Source organism: Acidithiobacillus thiooxidans ATCC 19377 (genome assembly GCF_009662475.1).
Lineage (GTDB): Bacteria > Pseudomonadota > Gammaproteobacteria > Acidithiobacillales > Acidithiobacillaceae > Acidithiobacillus > Acidithiobacillus thiooxidans.
On sequence record NZ_CP045571.1, the window covers coordinates 3055932 to 3072619 of the forward strand.

The window sequence follows — 16688 nt, forward strand, 5'->3', positions numbered from 1 at the left end:
TTCGAGCGCTACAGGACGTTGCGCTCGACAATCACTTCTGAATAGGGATCCCCCATTGCCACGCAGGCGCTTTGTCGTCCCCAGAAACCAGCCTTTGAACGATTCACCTGATAATAAAATTCCAGGCTCAGATCGGGTTTGGCGGTAATATCGGCACTGTACAGCAGGTTCATCAAGGAAGCGCCGATACCCGTCAGCAAATAATCCACGGGATGATCTGCCCTGCCAAAACTCCGCAGATAACCCAGAGATTCATAGGGATACCAGGCCCTCAGCACCAGACGTTCGTTGGGCACCAGTTCATGAATTCGCCAGACACCCCAGCCGAGAGCATTAATACAGGCGACAATACCCGCCAGCCAATCCTCACGACAGCGTAATTGCGGGACCACCAGTTGATACCAGGGATCCGAGCGCATAATGCCACCCATCGTATTGAAACCACAGATATGACCGGCTTCAATAAGCAGGGTATCAGCGAGATCCATACCCTGTAATCCCGCAAATTTTTCCTTGTAATAAAACAGGGCGGGATATTCATACCAGAGCATTTCATCGAGAAGAGGATGCGTCGCCAGGGCATTAACCAGCGCCGTTTCAAAGCGAAAAGACACCAAATTGTAATAGTCCGCATAATGACGTGTCAGACAAACGCCAAATTCCCGTATCAGTCCATGTTCATCGCCCTGAAGCGGCATACCGCTGACTGCCGCGATAATATCCGCTTCATCCACATGCAGACCAACCGTGCGTTCAGGGATATCCGCCGCTTCTGAAGGTAATCGTACCTCCGCAATGGCCTGCGTACCCACAATATTTCCGTCCGGATTGGCAATATGGATTTGACTCATCCATAGTTCTGTTTGTTCGTCCCCACGGCTGAGAGACTGATCACCAAGACGATTTCCCAAATGACCGGCAAATGGTGCCTCATAAACTGCAGATAAGGCACCAATAGCAAATCCCAGGTCAAAATGTTCTCCTGCCCAGCGTCTTTTCCCATAATTCAGACGCAGGGCAAAACCGTAATGGGAATTTTTTTCGATAATCTGAAAAGCATTTTCGGGATTTTCAGGCAAGTGAAAAGAGGCCAGAGGCAAATCACCGAATCCACAAAATCGGTAAACAGCTTCTGCATACGCCAGCCGATCTTCCACTGACCAGTCCGGACAGGATTTAAAATGTTGCTGCAGTTGCCGGAAGCTGACCTCAGCCGCCGATTGCTTGAGAATAGGATCACGCTGAATGTAGTGACAATCTTCGACCACCAACTGCAAAAAGCGATTGTAATGATTACAGTGAAAAATCACCGGCTCATTATCAATGGTGACTATGCCGGTGTTGGGGTCACGCTGGGGACGGATGGAAGGAAGCTGCATCATATTCTGCCACGCTCGATGGTCGTAAGCCTGACTTTACAGATAGTCGAAACGCGCCAGGCTGCAAGTCCAAATTAGCGAAAAATAATCCTATGCGCGGGGATGATGCTTTTCGTGCAAGGCTTTGAGACGTGCCTGGGCGACATGGGTGTAAATTTCGGTAGTACCCAGATTCGCATGCCCCAGCATCAACTGAACGCTGCGCAAATCAGCACCATGATTGAGCAGATGGGTGGCAAAAGCATGGCGCAAACTATGGGGTGAAACCGACTGTTCAATACCGGCGACCTTTGCATAAGCTTCTATATTCTGCCAGAAACGCTGCCGCGTCATCGCCGCCCCGCGAGCTGTCACAAATACGGCTGCAGAAATACGCTCACCCAGAATCCGGGGGCGGGCATTTTGCAAATAAGCCGCTATTCGCTCAGCCGCCATTTCCCCCATGGGCACCAGCCGTTCCTTGCGGCCTTTGCCAAAAACCATCACCAGATCCGCACTTAGATCCAGTTGCCGCATTTCCAGATTGACCAGCTCGGAAACCCGCAAGCCGCAGGCATATATCAACTCCAGCATCGCCGCGTCGCGCAACCCCAGCGGCCGGGTCTGATCGGGCGCGGCCAGGAGGGCTTCAATTTGTGTTTCACTCAACACATGGGGCAAATAGCGGGCAAGACGAGGACTTTGCAAATTCTGGCTGGGGTTGTGGGTTACCCAACTCTCACGCAGCGCATAACCATAAAAACGGCGGATGCTGGACAGCATCCTGGCTACCGAACGCATTGCTGCGCCGGATTGCAGCTTTTGTCCAAGAATACGCGCCAGCATCCCGGCATCTGCACTCAATAAATCCGCGTCCTGCTCTGCCAGTGCTGAGCAAAGCTGGAGCAGATCCTGCCGATAGGCAGCCAGGGTGTTTTCGCCCAGATTTTTTTCGAGCCAGAGCGCATCCAGAAAGACATCAATACGCTGACGATCCTCAGACGGGGGTGATGCCATCGTCATGAGGCGGTTTACTTAATCGAAATAAAAACGCAATACGACCAAAGGGTGAATCCATGCCAATGGTCCTCCTGTGACCTGTCCGGCGCGCTGCGCGGTTCGCCAGATCGGCCAGAAACCCGTGGGATTCCCTTGGGCTACCGCCCGTTCGGCCAATTGTAGCCACCAATCAGCAGACGTTCCGGAAGCGGCGGCATAAAGTGCTCCCTGCCAGGTAAAATGCGCAGGGACAGGTTCGGACAACGCCCTATCCCGATAAGCAGCGAGAGTACTGAAATCCGGCCAATCCTCACGGCGCTGCCAACCGGCAAAGCCAAAAGTGCAGGCGGCAGCACTGAACAACACCTTACGAGCCTGGCGCAAACTGCGATGGGGCAAGGTCAGCAGAGTTCCCAGCCAGACGTATAAACGCATCAGCGCCTGGGGATCATGACGATGATCCCCCTCAATAATCATCAGGGTTACCGTCAGAAACAACTGCCGAATGGCATCCAGAGGCTGGTCGCCCAAAGCCCGGATCCGCCCCATGAAGGCGGGCAGATCACGCTCGCGCAGGGCATGCAGCAAGGGCTTATCCACTTCAGGATCGCGGCTCGCCCGCCCTTCCGGCACGACCACCGCAACACCGGGAGCCTGCTGCCAATGGCTATGCAGCAAAGCCAAAGCCCCCAAAGCAAAAGACCGGGCAGGCAGCCCGGCTGCCGCGTCATGCCATTCCCCAAACAGAATACTACGAAGGCCTTGCGCATGGCTGTCATCCGCCAGCCGCTGGGCCAGCCGATTTAGCACCACACGCCGGGCATTTTCGTCATCGGCCATGCTCTGCAGCAAAGGCACCAGATGCTCCAGATCAGCTTCTTCCACCGCTTTGGACAGAAGATCGACTTCCATATCCAGCGGCATGGGTGCACTGGCTTCCAGCTTGAGCAAATCCGGCAAAGGAGCGGCAGTCAATAACGCGCGTTTCTCTTCCTGGATACCTACCGCAGCGGCCAATATCTCGACAGGAAGCTGCCCAGCAGCGGCCCAGATGGACTGACTATCCACCACCACCTGCAAGCCCTCCGTATTGTCCGCTGCACTCCACCAGTACGGCAGGATATCCTCCTGCCAGGCCGAATGAAGCAACAACTGCTGAGCCGGGTCGGCCCACAGGGCGGCCCGCCCATCAACAGACGCAGAACGCCAGCGTTCCAGGATTTCCCTGGACGCCGGCGTCATGATCAGATTATCCAAAGCGAACCCGGCCTTCGCCAGGAAGCGCAGCAGAAATCATCAGCCCAGTTTTTCTTTGATGCGGGCAGCCTTACCAGACAGGTTACGCAGGTAGTAAAGCTTGGCACGACGCACATCACCGCGACGCTTGACTTCCACCTTGGTGACCAGCGGTGAATAAGAGGGGAAAACACGTTCCACACCCTCACCATTAGAGATTTTCCGCACCGTGAAGGCAGAATGCAGGCCACGATTGCGACGGGCAATGCAGATTCCTTCAAAAATCTGGATACGTTCGCGGTCGCCTTCCTTCACCTTGACATGCACGGCAACCGTATCGCCTGCGCCAAAAGCCGGAAGTTCCGACTGAACCTGTTCTTTGTTGATTTCATCAATGATGTTCACAGCCCTGCTCCTTCGCCTAGTATTACTGCACTTCGCCGTCCTGACGGCGATAATCATCCAATAACTTCTGCTCACGCGCACTCAAAACGCGCTGCGCCAACAAATCCGGACGCCGCTCAGCCGTACGCCCCAATGACTGTTGCAGGCGCCAACTACGAATCCGGGCATGATCTCCCGAAAGCAAAACTTCCGGAACCCTTACGTCCCCCACCACTTCCGGGCGCGTAAAATGTGGACAGTCCAGCAAGCCGTTATCCGCAAAACTATCTTCGGCTGCCGAGTCCGCATGTCCCAACAAACCCGGTAACTGCCGGGCCACCGCTTCAATCAATACCAAGGCAGGCAACTCCCCACCTGCCAGTACATAATCGCCAATGGACCATTCTGCATCCACCGCCGCCAGCACCCGCTCGTCAATGCCTTCATAGCGGCCTGCCAGCAAAATCAATCCGTCTGCACCGGCAAAGCCCTGCACGGCTCCCTGCTGCAGACGCTGCCCCTGGGGGGACAGGTAAATCACCGGCGCCCCAGGGTTTGCTTCGCGTGCCGCAGCAATGGCTGCCAACAACGGGGGCGCCATCATCAACATTCCCGGACCACCACCAAAAGGTCGGTCATCCACGCGGCGATACGCATTATCGCTAAAATCGCGAGGGTTCCAGGCATGTATCTGGATCAGCCCACGCGCCTGGGCCCGCCCCAGTACCCCCTCGCGCAGATAACCGTGAATCAGCTCTGGAAAAATAGTGATGACATCAAAACGCATCACCAGTCCGCTTGCCAGTCCACGGTAATCAGTCCGGCACTCTGGTCCACCCCAGCTGCACTTGTATCTGACCAGGGAATCAGCAATTCCCCGCCTTTTTCATCGTCCAGTACCATAACGTCATTCGCACCGGTTTCGAGAAAAGCCGTCACTTTTCCCAAAAGCAGGCCTTCCTGATTCAGCACCCGCATGCCAATCAAGTCACGCCAGTAATATTCACCGGGCTCCAGATCCGGTAAAAACTTCCGCGCAATTCTGATCTCCAGACCAATGAGGGCACGGGCCTGTTCCCGGTCACTGACTTCCGCCAGCTTGGCAACCACACCCTCACCCTGCATACGTCCCTCTTCCAACACATAAGGCCGTAGTTCAGAACCCAAAAACCAGGGTGAGTAGTCGAGAATGGCATCACGCAGATCCGTAAAAGAGAACACTTTTACCATTCCACGCACACCGTAGATGCCGGAAATTTTTCCCAGCACCACCCATTCTTCAGACTCAGGCGGCAGCGACACCCGTCTTACTCACGCCTTCTTTCTTGAAAAAGCCGGCTACTGTATCGGAAGGCTGCGCACCCTGGCTGAGCCAGTAAGCGGCGCGCTCTTTGTCGATGCGCAATTCGGCCGTAGCGCCAATGGGATTGTAAAAACCCAGGCGCTCAATGAAACGGCCATCGCGCCGGTTACGACTATCCGTCACCACGATGTGATAAAAAGGCCGCTTTTTGGCGCCGCCCCGGGCCATACGAATAACTACCATGTGTTCTCCTTAACCATGTCCTCTCCCACTGGACGGGAGAAAGGCGCGTATCGTAACTAAAAACAAGCTCTAACGGAAGGGTAAACCGCCCTTTAACATCGATTTGGGATTCATCCCCAATAAACGGCTGAGTCCACGTCCCCCTTTTCCCATTTTTTTGAACATTTTCTGCATCATCTCAAACTGCTTGAGCAGCTTGTTGACCTCCGTTACGGTGGTTCCAGCGCCTGCAGCGATGCGGCGACGGCGCGAAGCCTTGATGATTTCCGGATGCCGACGTTCGCCGGGCGTCATGGAATTGATAATGGCCTCCAGACGACGCATGGGTTTACCGTCCTGCATGGCCGCCTGTGCCTCGGCGGGGAGCTCACCCATACCCGGCAATTTATCCATAATGCTCGACATGCCACCCATTTTTTCCAGCTGCCGGAGTTGCTGACGAAAATCCTCCAGATCAAAACCTTTCCCGCTGCGCAGCTTCTCGGTCATTTTCTGCGCTTGCTCAACATCGACATCCTGTTGAACCTGCTCAACCAAGCTGACAATATCGCCCATGCCCAAAATACGCGAAGCCAGTCGATCCGGATAAAAAGGTTCCAGACCCTTGCGGATTTTTTCGCCAATACCCATAAACTTGATGGGCTTGCCGGTAATGGCCCGCACCGACAAGGCGGCCCCACCACGCGCGTCACCGTCAGCCTTGGTCAAAATGACACCGGTCAGCGGCAAGGCATCATTAAAAGCCTTGGCCGTGTTGACCGCATCCTGACCTGTCATGGCGTCCACCACAAACAGCAACTCCACCGGCTGGACGGCAGCGGTCAAAGCCTGAGCTTCCGCCATCATGGCGTCATCCACATGCAGGCGTCCGGCGGTATCGACAATCAACACGTCAAATACCCCGCGCTGCGCTGCCTCTAAAGCATCTTTGGCAATCTGCACCGGCTGCTGTTCTGGACGGGACGGAAATACTTCAACTTCAATATCCTTGCCCAGATGCGCCAACTGCTCCATGGCAGCAGGCCGATAGACGTCGGTACTCACCATCATGACCCGCTTTTTTTCTTTTTCCTTGAGCCACAAAGCGAGCTTGGCACTGGTCGTGGTTTTACCGGAACCCTGCAACCCGGCCAAAAGAATCACTGCTGGAGGTCGGGCACTCAAATCCAGCCGGTCATTGTGCTCGCCCATGAGCTTGACCAGCTCATCATTGACAATCTTGATAAACACCTGCCCCGGCGACAGGCTTTTCACCACTTCCTCCCCCAGCGCCGATTCGCGCACCTTGTTGATGAAGTCTTTCACCACCGGCAGCGCCACATCGGCTTCCAGCAAGGCCAAACGCACTTCACGCAGGGCGTCACGAATATTGTCTTCGCTCAAACGCCCCTGGCCACGCAGGTTTTTAAAAGTCTGGGTGAGTTTTTGGGTCAGATTGTCAAACATGGGTCCCCCTCATATCAGGGGTGGATTTTGGACTGTATGGCTCAGTCGTGCAATGGCGGACGCCATTCCAGCCGCTGGCCGGGTTCAACGCCATAAAACCTAATGCCGCCAGCGGCTACTTCCAGGGTCATTACTGCAGCACGGCAAAATCGCCAACGCCAGGGGGGCAAATCGCTATGACAAGCAGTAACCCGCCTGTTCTGGTCCAGAAAAATCACGTCCATGGGGAAAACCATGCCTATGCTGTGAATACTGCCTACGTGCATCAATAGCAGTCCTGCGTCAGCATTGAGATGACTTTTCCCTAACAGCCCACGCAGACGATCTCCAAAATGACTGGCGCAAGACACTTCTGTCCATAAAATGTCTTCTCCCCGAGAGATACAGCCTACTGACATCAATATCCGCCCTCCTGTAAAAATTTCATGTAAATCACAAAAGCCAGCATCAGGAAGGTAATCGGAAAAATAAAAACCACCAGCGGCGCCAAAAGCTTGACTGGTGCTTCAAGAGCCAATTTTTCTGCCCGCAAAAAACGCTCTTCCCGTCGCTGTTCTGCTTGAGCACGCAATACTGGTCCCAGATCTCCGCCACGCTCCTCTGATTGAACCAACGCACTGACCAGACTGCGTACTTCCGTCAACGATACGCGCTCTCCAAAGCGTCGAAACACATCCATTTTTGCCGTACCGGATCGCAACTCCCGAATCATGATCGCGAACTCGTTGTGCAGCGGGCCTGCAGGCCCCTTATCAACAGCCACCTGCATCGCACTGGTTAAATTAAGCCCTCCCTCAATCATAAGGGTGATGAAATCCAGGTAAACCGGTAACTCTTTTAGAATAAGACGCCCACGCCGCTTGGCCTGTTCAACCAACCAGATGTCAGGATAAAAGCTCGCAAACAACATAGTCAAAAATAACAGCCAAACATTGAACAACCCTGAAACCCGATATAACAACACACAAAAAATCAAGGGTACCGTCGTACTCAGAACTTTCAGTGCAACAAACTCTCTGGAACTCAGCAAGTAGTGCATACCCGCTCTTTGTAACCGTTGATGTACCGGTAACAGCAAACGATCGGGAATGAAAATAACCAATGTTGAACGAACAAATTGAACTATGGGCCAAAGCAGCCTCAACCCTTTGGGTAAAGGATCCATGTAGTCCCTGGGCGAGGGCTCCATCTGGCGTGCCAGATAACCCAAGCCATAAATTGCAACAGCAATAGACAACCCTATCAGTACGGCAATTAACCATATTGTTAGCTTTGTCATACTTCAATACTCACAATTTTCCGTATCCAAAAATAACCCAAAAACTCACAAAGAATGGCAACGGCCAATACTGCCCATCCCTGGGTCGTACTAAATAATGCACCCATAGCTTGCGGCTCGATTTGCAAGAGGGCCAAAATAATCAATGCAGGAAGCGCCGTCATGACGATCCCCTGAAGACGGCCCTGCGCAGTCAATGCTTTTATTTTCTGTTCCATCATCAGTCGCTTGCGAATAGTTTCTCCCAGTCGTGCCACTGTATCTGCAAGGCTGCCTCCGACTTCCCGACTAATTCGCAATGCGGAAGCGACCAGTTGTACATCTGGACTAGGTATACGTTCCGCCAGATGATCAATCGCATCTTCAAAAGCAGCTCCAAGACGCTGTTCTCGCACCACCAAACCCAACTCCTGACTGATGGGCGGACTGAGATCACGAGATAGCCCCTCCATAGCCTGTTGCAAATTAGCACCAGAACGCAGTCCACTGGCCAACATCATCAGCGCATCTGGCAACTGCGCATGCAGTCGGTCCAAGCGTCGCTTCTGCAGCCAACGCATAATCAGGCGCGGCAGAAGCAGGATCAAAAAGGCAGCCCCGGCAGCGACCACAACTGACCCCGATGCCCACCACGTCAGAACAGGCAGAACAGCCAGCAACATAAGATTCAATTTCCAGAGCAACACGGGGTCCGCAAAAATGAAAAGACTTTTCAACCCCATTTGACTGTCCCGAGCGAAGCGGTTTTGTCCTCTATACAGAAGCTGACGGGCAGCAAATGATAGCAGCAGAGTCAGGCCCAGAACGGCCATAAAGACTAGAAAAGCAAATGCTTCATGTCGCAACACGTCTCTCCCACTCAAAAAAGAAGCTCAGACAAATCGTAAAACAATAAACATTGTAATCAGCATTACATTTTCAGCCATAACACACAGCTGCTTTACAGAATCATTTAATCATAAGCTAAAAATTCTAAAAAGATGTTCAATAATCATAATAAATATATTATAACTACATGTTTTTTATCTATATATAAACTGATAAACAAAAATTATAAAACCATGAAAGAGGTCTTTATCCATTTGATATATGATATTGACATTATGAAAAATAACAGTATTATTTTTGAAAATATTATAGATGTATCAACTTCCGTAATGGAGGGAGCGAACGATGTGGTTAAAACTATTGGCCCAGACAAAACTTCAGGGCACAGATGCAACGCTTTTGAACAACAATTTACAGCTATCCCCGACACAGATGGCCCAACATTGGCGTGATCTAGGCTGGCTGCGACAGATAAAAACCTACCGTATTCATCGACAAAGCAAGAGCTGGCAAACACATTGCTGGTGGCGCTACCCTGCGGGGCGCTGGCCCACCCCACCACGGGAACTGATCGTTCGGGCGCAAAGGGAAGCCACGGGGAACACCCCAACTCCGCACACAGTCATGACCTCACTGGAAATCGCGTCAAGCTTCGTCTGCAATGACACTCCCATGCAGATCATACTGTTTCATCTCGACACACAAAGAATACTAACTGCTGTAGAAATGCAAAAAATTCAGGCAGGGCTAACCTTCCTGCACAGCAGATTAGAAATAGAATACCCTTTTCATCCTGAACTAAACCCAACAGATTTACGTATTGCACAATTACTGGTTAATGGTATTGGTCAAAGCCAAATTGCACTGCAACTTGGACAGAGTGAAAGCACCATACGTTCCCGGATAGCCGCACTATGCCGACGCCATGGGGTGCCAAACAGGCGCATGCTCCTCGCGCGCCTCCTAAGGACCATTGGCAGTAAAAAACAAATCGCCACGTTGCCTTTCGGGGCCACTTCTGACTGGAGTGAACAGCATGCGTCACAGATTTAATATTTTCTTCTTTCTGACATTATCTTTAGCAGGATCAACATCTATCCTTGCAGAAAATGGTCAAGATCTCCCCTTTCTGGGGCGATACCCCGGAAGCGTAGTGGATAATTATCGCAGTGCTCATTACGATGAAATAACAATTCCACTGGGACCATTAGGTAAAAATGCTCTAACCCGTTCTGAAACACTGGAGGGCCAAATCACCTATATCAAATATCAGGTTCCCAGAGATCGCTCGCCATTAGAAGTGATTCGCAACTATCAACAAGCTTTGCAGCATGCAGGGTTCCACATTTTATGGCAGTGCGCCAATCATAATTGCAGAACCAATGGAGATGCATCCATTAATACATCTCTCTGGCGAAACGCGCCGACAGGCTATACAGGAGGCGTGGAAAATTTTCTTTTTGATGACGGGCGCATGTTAACAGCAGAACATCGAGCTGCTGATGGAGTACGTACTTTAGTTTTCATCAACGACAACACCCTGTTCGGTCACTCCCAGGATGCTTCAGCATATGCAATACAGACGCAGCCTATGCAAAACGGGATGGTGTCCAGTTCGTCTGACCCTCTGACTAGCGAGAACATGCTCTATGAACTGAATAATAAAGGGCAATTTTCTTTGCATTTACCTTTTGACTTCAATCGCTCAACCCTCAGGACAGATGCCCAACCCTCCTTGAAGGCATTGAGTGATCTGCTAAAGAAGCATCCACAGTTACATGTACGAATTGAGGGACACACAGATCAGGCAGGTGCAGAAAGCTACAATCAAAAGTTATCTGTCACTCGGGCGGTAGCTGTTAAAAACGCCTTAATTGCCGAAGGCATTGATCCCCGGCGCCTTGAAACAACAGGCTATGGATCAAGCAGACCCTTAGTTAGCAACGATACTGAGGCAAATAGAGCCATCAACAGACGCGTAGAAATTATTAAAATGGCATAATCGTAACTTGATTCTATCGTACCGAGCAGGATCCTTTCACAAGCCGGGAATCCTTATTTCGTTCTCAGCCATCAACCACATCCAGAGGATGTAAGTTTGCAAACCGACTCTTAAGTTGCACTCATGCTATTACTCCAGCAGCTCAGAAGTATTTGCTGCAAAATTTAGCTTCACTTAAACCGAGCGATCCAGCACCCTGAAATTTCTTCCACACATATCCTCGCCCACTACTATGTGATAAAAATCTGCGAGCACATGGTTAGCCGCAGTTGCAGCTGCGTCCATAAATAAACTGATACACCATTGTAACAAAAACGAGTATCAATCTGCCACACGTCACACTATAACTCAACAACAAAAGTTACCATATTTAAACTATACAATAACGTTATTTGTCATAAATTTAATACAAAACATCAGAAAAAAACTATAAAATAATATTTATACTATAAAAAGTAATAATTGTTAAAAAAATTAAATCATAAACCATAATTACAAAAAAATATTTATTCAATATTTACAAATAATTAAAAAATAAAATGCGTGACTATTGACCATATTGTCCATGTTTTTATAGTGTGCTTAAATAATACAACACCAATCAATTAACCGGCCATTATGGAGGATTCATGAAACATTATTTATCCACGTCAAACCAGCAAAAAGAGTGCGGTCAAGGAATGACAGAATATCTTATCATCGTTGCCCTCATAGCCATAACTGGAATTGCAGTATTTTCCTATTTTGGGCAGACGTTACGCCATCAAATGGCGGGTATTTCCCAGGAACTATCGGGTAAAAGTGGAGGAACCGAAATCACTGCAGCGCAAGGCACTGCGGGGCAAGCAACAGGCAATGCCGCCATTCAGAAAAATATGAGCGATTACAAATCTGACTTAGGAAAATAACTTTTCTTAATTTATAATTTTTATTCATTCCAATTGACAAATAATTTCACACGCACCTATCCGGATCATCAACTTCATATAAATATGGAATTTATCATGCGTTCAACGTCTATAAATATGATATTTACTGCGAAAAAAATCGCAGAATCCGGACAGGCAGCGTTATTTTCTGTTGCTTTAATTCCAGTCATACTGTTAGCAGTGTTGTTTGTTTTTAATACCGGACAGCAAACAGCTGTCAAACTTAAAACCCAGAATGCGGCTGACGCGGCAGCATTTTCAGCCATGCAAATGGAAGCGCGCGAACTAAATTTTATTGCTTACACCAATCGTGCTATGGTGGCAAATCAAGTAGCTATTGGTCAGACAATCAGTCTTGTTTCCTGGGGAAGATACATAAATAGTCTGGGTGTTAATATCCGGAATGTTGGAAATTTTGCCCAGATCATTCCAGGTGTAGGCTCAATCATAGCCACCATTACCAATGCCATTGCACAAAGCACCAACGTGCTGAATCAAAGCATCGAAACTGCAAGCAACGTCTTACTACCCGCATTGGATTTAGCCGATTCGGCTTTGAGTGGTTCGCAAGAAGCCTATCATCTTGCTAACGGTGTTTTCGATCCAGGAGGAGGCAACAATCATCCCGGTGGAGCAATGACAGCAGTTGCTGAACAGGTGGTTAAACTGAATGATGCCAACGGTCAATTAAACACAATTATTATGGCCACCAACCTAAGTAGTTATTTCAAAAATCGTGGGAATCTCCTTCAGCGTTGGGGCGGTGACAAAGAGCAGGCTCAAAACCGCATGGCCTCTATGATCAATGCCTCACGAGATGGTTTTACATCCACCCGGAATAATCTGCCTACACCTCTTCTCCCTGTTAAATCGGGAAATCTGTATGTTACCGGCTGGGAATTTCGTCGCGCTGGAGGCTCGGAGATAGCCAAAACTTCAGAAGGAAAGTTTGTCTGGTCCGGTATGGACACATTGTCATTACATGTTTGGGCCAGAAAAGGAATAATTTTGGGTGGCAAAAAATGGATTGAAATCCCATTAGGTTATGGAGCATCACAAACCGGTAATGGTAGTAATTTCTCCTATCCTGGTCAATATCTGGAAAAAAGTTCTACTCCCCAAACAGTTTTTCCATCTACAGTACGTACAGTCAACTTACCAGCCTATCAGGATTCCCGTTCGCAAAATGCTCAAGGGTCCAATATTGCTGCTTTCAAAAATCCCGGAGAGCAAGATAGCACGGGGGCATCCATGCGCTCGGTCGGCGGCGATGCAACACGTTTTTCTGCTGGTGGAATCAGTCGCTACTGGGATTTTAATCGGAATAGCCCACAACTTAAGGACGCGAATGGAGATCCAGCTGATGTAATGCCTTCTTATGTTGTAGTTGTGGAGCATGATCGCCAAAACGTACGGGATGCCAGCAACGCTTTGGGCATCAAGCAGTCCGCTCAGGATAAAACAAACATTTCACTGGCACAGGACAATCCAGGCAAGCACATACGCTCCATGGCCAAAGCTCAAGCATTTTTCCGACGGCCTGCATCATTATGGCAACGCGCTGATGCCTATGACGAGCGCGCCAATCTTTTTAGCCCGTTCTGGGAAGCCCGACTAGTGGATTTGAATGCACGCGAAAGATCGCTGTATGCGACTTTGCTTGGCTTGCAATAAACATGATGCTTCTCATGCTGAAAAAAATTCCTGTTAAAAAAAAATTATTTGGGGATAGCTCGCATAGTGCAGAACATGGGCAGTCACTCACCGAATTCGTCGTGCTTGCGGCTTTTGCAATAATTCCTCTATTTTTCCTTGCCATTTACACTGGCAAATGGAGTTTTACACAATTGCGAAGTATCGAGGCGGCGCGTTATGTAGCTTGGGAGAGAATAGTGTGGAGAAAGTCTCCTCCTCCAGGGCGGGAATGGTCCGCCATCAAAAATGACAGCGAGCTACGAAACGAGGCCGCAATACGTTTTTTTGGTCCTCACGGCATAGGGCTCGCATCTATCAACTCCGGCAATAGTAATACCGTAAACCCAATACTAACCCGACATGATGGCCAGCCACTACTCCGTAATTTGGCAGACATAAGCATTTCGACACATGAAGAAAATATCGCCGATGGAGTGTCTATGAAATTTTTGGGAACGCTCATGAAAATCTCCAAAATCCCATTGCAGATGACTGGGCCCACAGTGGCAAACATCAGTGTGCCAGTAAGAGGTTTACCGGCTCTTCGTCAGATCGAGTGGGTAGGGTTTACAATGCAGCGGAGCAGTTGTGTCCCGAATAGGAGTTAGCTGATGGTCCCAGAAGAGCTGTTTTCTCTCGCGTTAGGGTTGGTACCGCCGTGGTTGGTGGACGATGTGACCTTCCAAGTGGAGGAGAAGCGCCTGGATCTGCACATCAACTTTCCCAAGGGCAGTCGCTTTGCTTGCCCCGTCTGTGGTGAGGAGTGTCCGGTACATGACACCCGTGAACATACTTGGCGGCACATGGATTTCTTTCAGCATGAAGCCTATCTCCACGCCCGCGTACCCCGTGTGATGTGCCCGGAACATGGGGTGCATCAGATCCCTGTTCCCTGGGCGCGGGAAGGCTCGCGTTTCACCCTGCTCTTTGAAGCGCTGATCATGACCCTGGTGCGGGAGATGCCGGTATTGACAGTAGCCCGCCTGATCGGCGAGACCGACACGCTCCTGTGGCGGGTGATTGACCACTATGTGCCCGAAGCCCGTACCAGAGTGGATATGGCCCATGTCCATGCCGTCGGCGTCGATGAAACCAGCAGTCGGCGCGGCCATGACTACATCACGCTCTTCGTAGATCTGGAAGCTAGGCGACTGCTGTTTGCCACCCCCGGTAAGGACGTCTCCACTTTTGCGCGATTTGCCACAGACCTTGAAGCCCATGGGGGCAGCGCAGAAGCTGTCACGGACGTCAGCATGGACTTGTCTCCCGCCTTCCAGAAAGGGGCTAAAGAGCATCTTCCCAACGCCCAGGTGACCTTTGATCGTTTCCACCTCATGAAGCTCGTCAACGAGGCCGTGGACGCGGTACGCAGGAGCGAAGCATTTACCCAGCCAGACCTCAAAAAGACCCGCTGGCTCTGGCTCAAGAATGAACGGAAACTCAAGGTGAAGCAGAAAGAAAAGCTGCAGGCATTACTCAAAGACCAGAACCTCAAGACGGCGCAGGCCTACCAATTCCGCCTGACCTTTCAGGACATCTTCACGATCAAGAATCGCCATCAGGGTGCTACCCTCTTGAAAGCCTGGTTGGAAAACGCCAAGACCAGCGATCTGCCGCCTATCGTCAAGGTTGCCTACACCATCATGAATCATTGGGATGGTGTGCTCCACTGGTTTGAGAGCCAGATCACCAATGGAATTCTGGAAGGTTTTAACAGCCTCATTCAATCCGCCAAGGCGAAAGCTCGGGGTTACCGTACCCACAAGAACTTTATCAATATGGCCTACCTGATCTTGGGTAAGCTGGATCTCAGGCTACCCACTTGAAATGACGAGGAACCGGTTTACCCTCTTACGTCTACCTGCCAGGCAGCACCTTCTCAGATGGTATGCGATTTAACGCACAAGCAGCGGTTTTGACGGACGCATGGACAGCTAATGGTCCTGAAGAAGAAATCAGAATCGTTAAAACTCTCCTGCCCAGCGCCTATCTCGACAATGGTCTGATCAACACTGTAAAGACTATGGGAGGCGTACTGTTTCCTGAACTCAACCAGCTGGGCTACGGGCATGTAGATCCAGAAGTTCAGTATGGAGATCGCCTGCAACCTTATCCTGGAGATGGAAGGTCATGAGAAAAAATCAACTTCTTCTTCTCTGTATGTTCTGCCTGGGTAACACAGGCGTTTGGGCGGGAGAAAATCCCCTCTTACTACCAACACCTGAAAATACTGTGACAGAGCCTTTAGCGGGCCGCCTCAAAATCAATGGCGTGGATATTCATGCTACACAATTTCATGTCAATGCGGAGGAAGAGCGGCTGCGTTCCCATTTTGTCGAAGCCTGCGCCCAACTAAGAGGATCATATACCGAAAATAATCTTCGTGGTGAGCATATTCAGGGTTGTATAACTCCCCCATATTCGCTCACTAGCCAGTGGCATATGGAAGGGAATACTGCCTACGGGACACTCTCCAGCCTACGCATGGACCAGAGGACAGAGCGTGATCCTCTGCCAGATGATTTGCCTCTCCCTGCGAATGCCGAGATATTGCAGGACATTGATAGTCACGATCATGGGATACACGGACGAGTTTTGCATATACATGTGAACATACCTGCATCTGATTTACGTACGCTCCTGGAAAAAGCACTTCTGGCACGACAATGGCGTGGAAGCCCGGCAATGCAGGGGCAGATATCCGTTATTTCCATGAATAAGGACAACCGCCACCTCGATATGGTTATTGGTGCCGATGGAGTTGGTGAAAGTCGTGTCATTGTTGTGCTGGATCAACGGTAGAGACCGCCGATGAATGAAAAAGGTCAGTCCAGCATTGAGTATGCCATCGTCGCCATATTTGCGCTCGGCTTACTGTTTGTGGGTGCACCCAGTCCCATCGTGCAACTGATGGATGCATTGCGGAAATTTTCCAGCGATTTTGGCTGGGCTGCAGCTATCGCCACTCTGCCTTTTTGAGGATAAC

The 16688-nt window shown here is 50.3% G+C and carries 21 protein-coding genes; 10 read left to right on the forward strand and 11 right to left on the reverse strand.

The genetic code is table 11. The features are described from left to right. Positions 1-8: 8 nt before the first annotated feature. From GCD22_RS16105 to GCD22_RS16155, 11 genes are all read right to left on the reverse strand, one after another. Entirely contained in the window at positions 9-1382 is a 1374-nt protein-coding gene (locus GCD22_RS16105; protein ID WP_031573096.1) for a hypothetical protein, read from the reverse strand. 87 nt (positions 1383-1469) lie between these two features. Next, positions 1470-2381, reverse strand: coding sequence for a site-specific tyrosine recombinase XerD (xerD, locus tag GCD22_RS16110; protein ID WP_031573093.1), 912 nt, complete (start codon positions 2379-2381; stop codon positions 1470-1472). A gap of 12 nt (positions 2382-2393) precedes the next feature. Next, positions 2394-3599: a hypothetical protein gene (locus GCD22_RS16115; RefSeq protein WP_031573090.1), complete on the reverse strand. Its 1206-nt coding sequence runs from the start codon at positions 3597-3599 to the stop codon at positions 2394-2396. Between the two features lie 54 nt (positions 3600-3653). Next, positions 3654-3998 (reverse strand): 50S ribosomal protein L19, encoded by a 345-nt coding sequence (gene rplS, locus GCD22_RS16120; RefSeq protein ID WP_010637603.1) that lies wholly within the window; start codon positions 3996-3998, stop codon positions 3654-3656. 22 nt (positions 3999-4020) lie between these two features. After that, positions 4021-4764, reverse strand: a complete 744-nt coding sequence (gene trmD / locus GCD22_RS16125; protein ID WP_035210727.1) for a tRNA (guanosine(37)-N1)-methyltransferase TrmD — start codon at positions 4762-4764, stop codon at positions 4021-4023. Further along, positions 4764-5279 carry a ribosome maturation factor RimM gene (gene rimM, locus GCD22_RS16130; RefSeq protein ID WP_031573083.1) on the reverse strand — a complete coding sequence of 172 codons (516 nt, stop codon included), beginning with the start codon at positions 5277-5279 and terminating at the stop codon, positions 4764-4766. The genes trmD and rimM overlap by 1 nt, the downstream gene beginning before the upstream one ends. After that, the gene (rpsP, locus tag GCD22_RS16135; RefSeq protein ID WP_010637598.1) at positions 5263-5523 is read right to left on the reverse strand and encodes a 30S ribosomal protein S16; all 261 of its coding nucleotides are present in this window, start codon (positions 5521-5523) and stop codon (positions 5263-5265) included. The genes rimM and rpsP overlap by 17 nt, the downstream gene beginning before the upstream one ends. A gap of 69 nt (positions 5524-5592) precedes the next feature. After that, positions 5593-6969 (reverse strand): signal recognition particle protein, encoded by a 1377-nt coding sequence (ffh, locus tag GCD22_RS16140; protein ID WP_024895344.1) that lies wholly within the window; start codon positions 6967-6969, stop codon positions 5593-5595. A 41-nt stretch (positions 6970-7010) separates the two neighbouring features. Continuing rightward, a complete protein-coding gene (locus GCD22_RS16145) occupies positions 7011-7367 on the reverse strand; it encodes a DUF192 domain-containing protein (protein WP_035210725.1) in 357 nt (118 codons plus the stop codon). Beyond that, complete coding sequence (locus tag GCD22_RS16150) at positions 7367-8248, reverse strand: type II secretion system F family protein (protein ID WP_031573076.1); 882 nt, start codon at positions 8246-8248, stop codon at positions 7367-7369. The genes GCD22_RS16145 and GCD22_RS16150 overlap by 1 nt, the downstream gene beginning before the upstream one ends. Beyond that, positions 8245-9096 (reverse strand): type II secretion system F family protein, encoded by an 852-nt coding sequence (locus tag GCD22_RS16155; protein WP_237747475.1) that lies wholly within the window; start codon positions 9094-9096, stop codon positions 8245-8247. The genes GCD22_RS16150 and GCD22_RS16155 overlap by 4 nt, the downstream gene beginning before the upstream one ends. A 255-nt stretch (positions 9097-9351) precedes the next feature. Here GCD22_RS16155 and GCD22_RS18065 point away from each other — a divergent pair, with 255 nt between their 5' ends. The 10 genes from GCD22_RS18065 (at position 9352) to GCD22_RS18070 (ending at position 16681) form a co-directional block, all read left to right on the forward strand. After that, complete coding sequence (locus GCD22_RS18065) at positions 9352-9528, forward strand: hypothetical protein (protein ID WP_176212072.1); 177 nt, start codon at positions 9352-9354, stop codon at positions 9526-9528. A gap of 220 nt (positions 9529-9748) precedes the next feature. Continuing rightward, positions 9749-10129: a helix-turn-helix transcriptional regulator gene (locus GCD22_RS18255; protein ID WP_176212073.1), complete on the forward strand. Its 381-nt coding sequence runs from the start codon at positions 9749-9751 to the stop codon at positions 10127-10129. Continuing rightward, the gene (locus GCD22_RS16165; RefSeq protein WP_031575845.1) at positions 10113-11078 is read left to right on the forward strand and encodes an OmpA family protein; all 966 of its coding nucleotides are present in this window, start codon (positions 10113-10115) and stop codon (positions 11076-11078) included. Before GCD22_RS18255 ends, GCD22_RS16165 begins: the two co-directional genes overlap by 17 nt. Before the next feature lie 629 nt (positions 11079-11707). Then, complete coding sequence (locus GCD22_RS16170) at positions 11708-11986, forward strand: Flp family type IVb pilin (RefSeq protein WP_010637584.1); 279 nt, start codon at positions 11708-11710, stop codon at positions 11984-11986. A gap of 96 nt (positions 11987-12082) precedes the next feature. Further along, a complete protein-coding gene (locus tag GCD22_RS16175) occupies positions 12083-13681 on the forward strand; it encodes a pilus assembly protein TadG-related protein (RefSeq protein WP_226852656.1) in 1599 nt (532 codons plus the stop codon). Between the two features lie 14 nt (positions 13682-13695). After that, positions 13696-14310 (forward strand): hypothetical protein, encoded by a 615-nt coding sequence (locus GCD22_RS16180; RefSeq protein ID WP_244947540.1) that lies wholly within the window; start codon positions 13696-13698, stop codon positions 14308-14310. A gap of 3 nt (positions 14311-14313) precedes the next feature. Further along, entirely contained in the window at positions 14314-15528 is a 1215-nt protein-coding gene (locus tag GCD22_RS16185) for an ISL3 family transposase (protein WP_065973572.1), read from the forward strand. Positions 15529-15617: 89 nt separating this feature from the next. Continuing rightward, positions 15618-15836: a hypothetical protein gene (locus tag GCD22_RS16190; protein WP_211371674.1), complete on the forward strand. Its 219-nt coding sequence runs from the start codon at positions 15618-15620 to the stop codon at positions 15834-15836. A 98-nt stretch (positions 15837-15934) separates the two neighbouring features. Beyond that, positions 15935-16504 (forward strand): hypothetical protein, encoded by a 570-nt coding sequence (locus tag GCD22_RS16195; RefSeq protein WP_244947541.1) that lies wholly within the window; start codon positions 15935-15937, stop codon positions 16502-16504. Between the two features lie 9 nt (positions 16505-16513). Continuing rightward, positions 16514-16681, forward strand: coding sequence for a hypothetical protein (locus GCD22_RS18070; protein ID WP_170286756.1), 168 nt, complete (start codon positions 16514-16516; stop codon positions 16679-16681). The last annotated feature ends 7 nt before the right edge of the window (positions 16682-16688 follow it).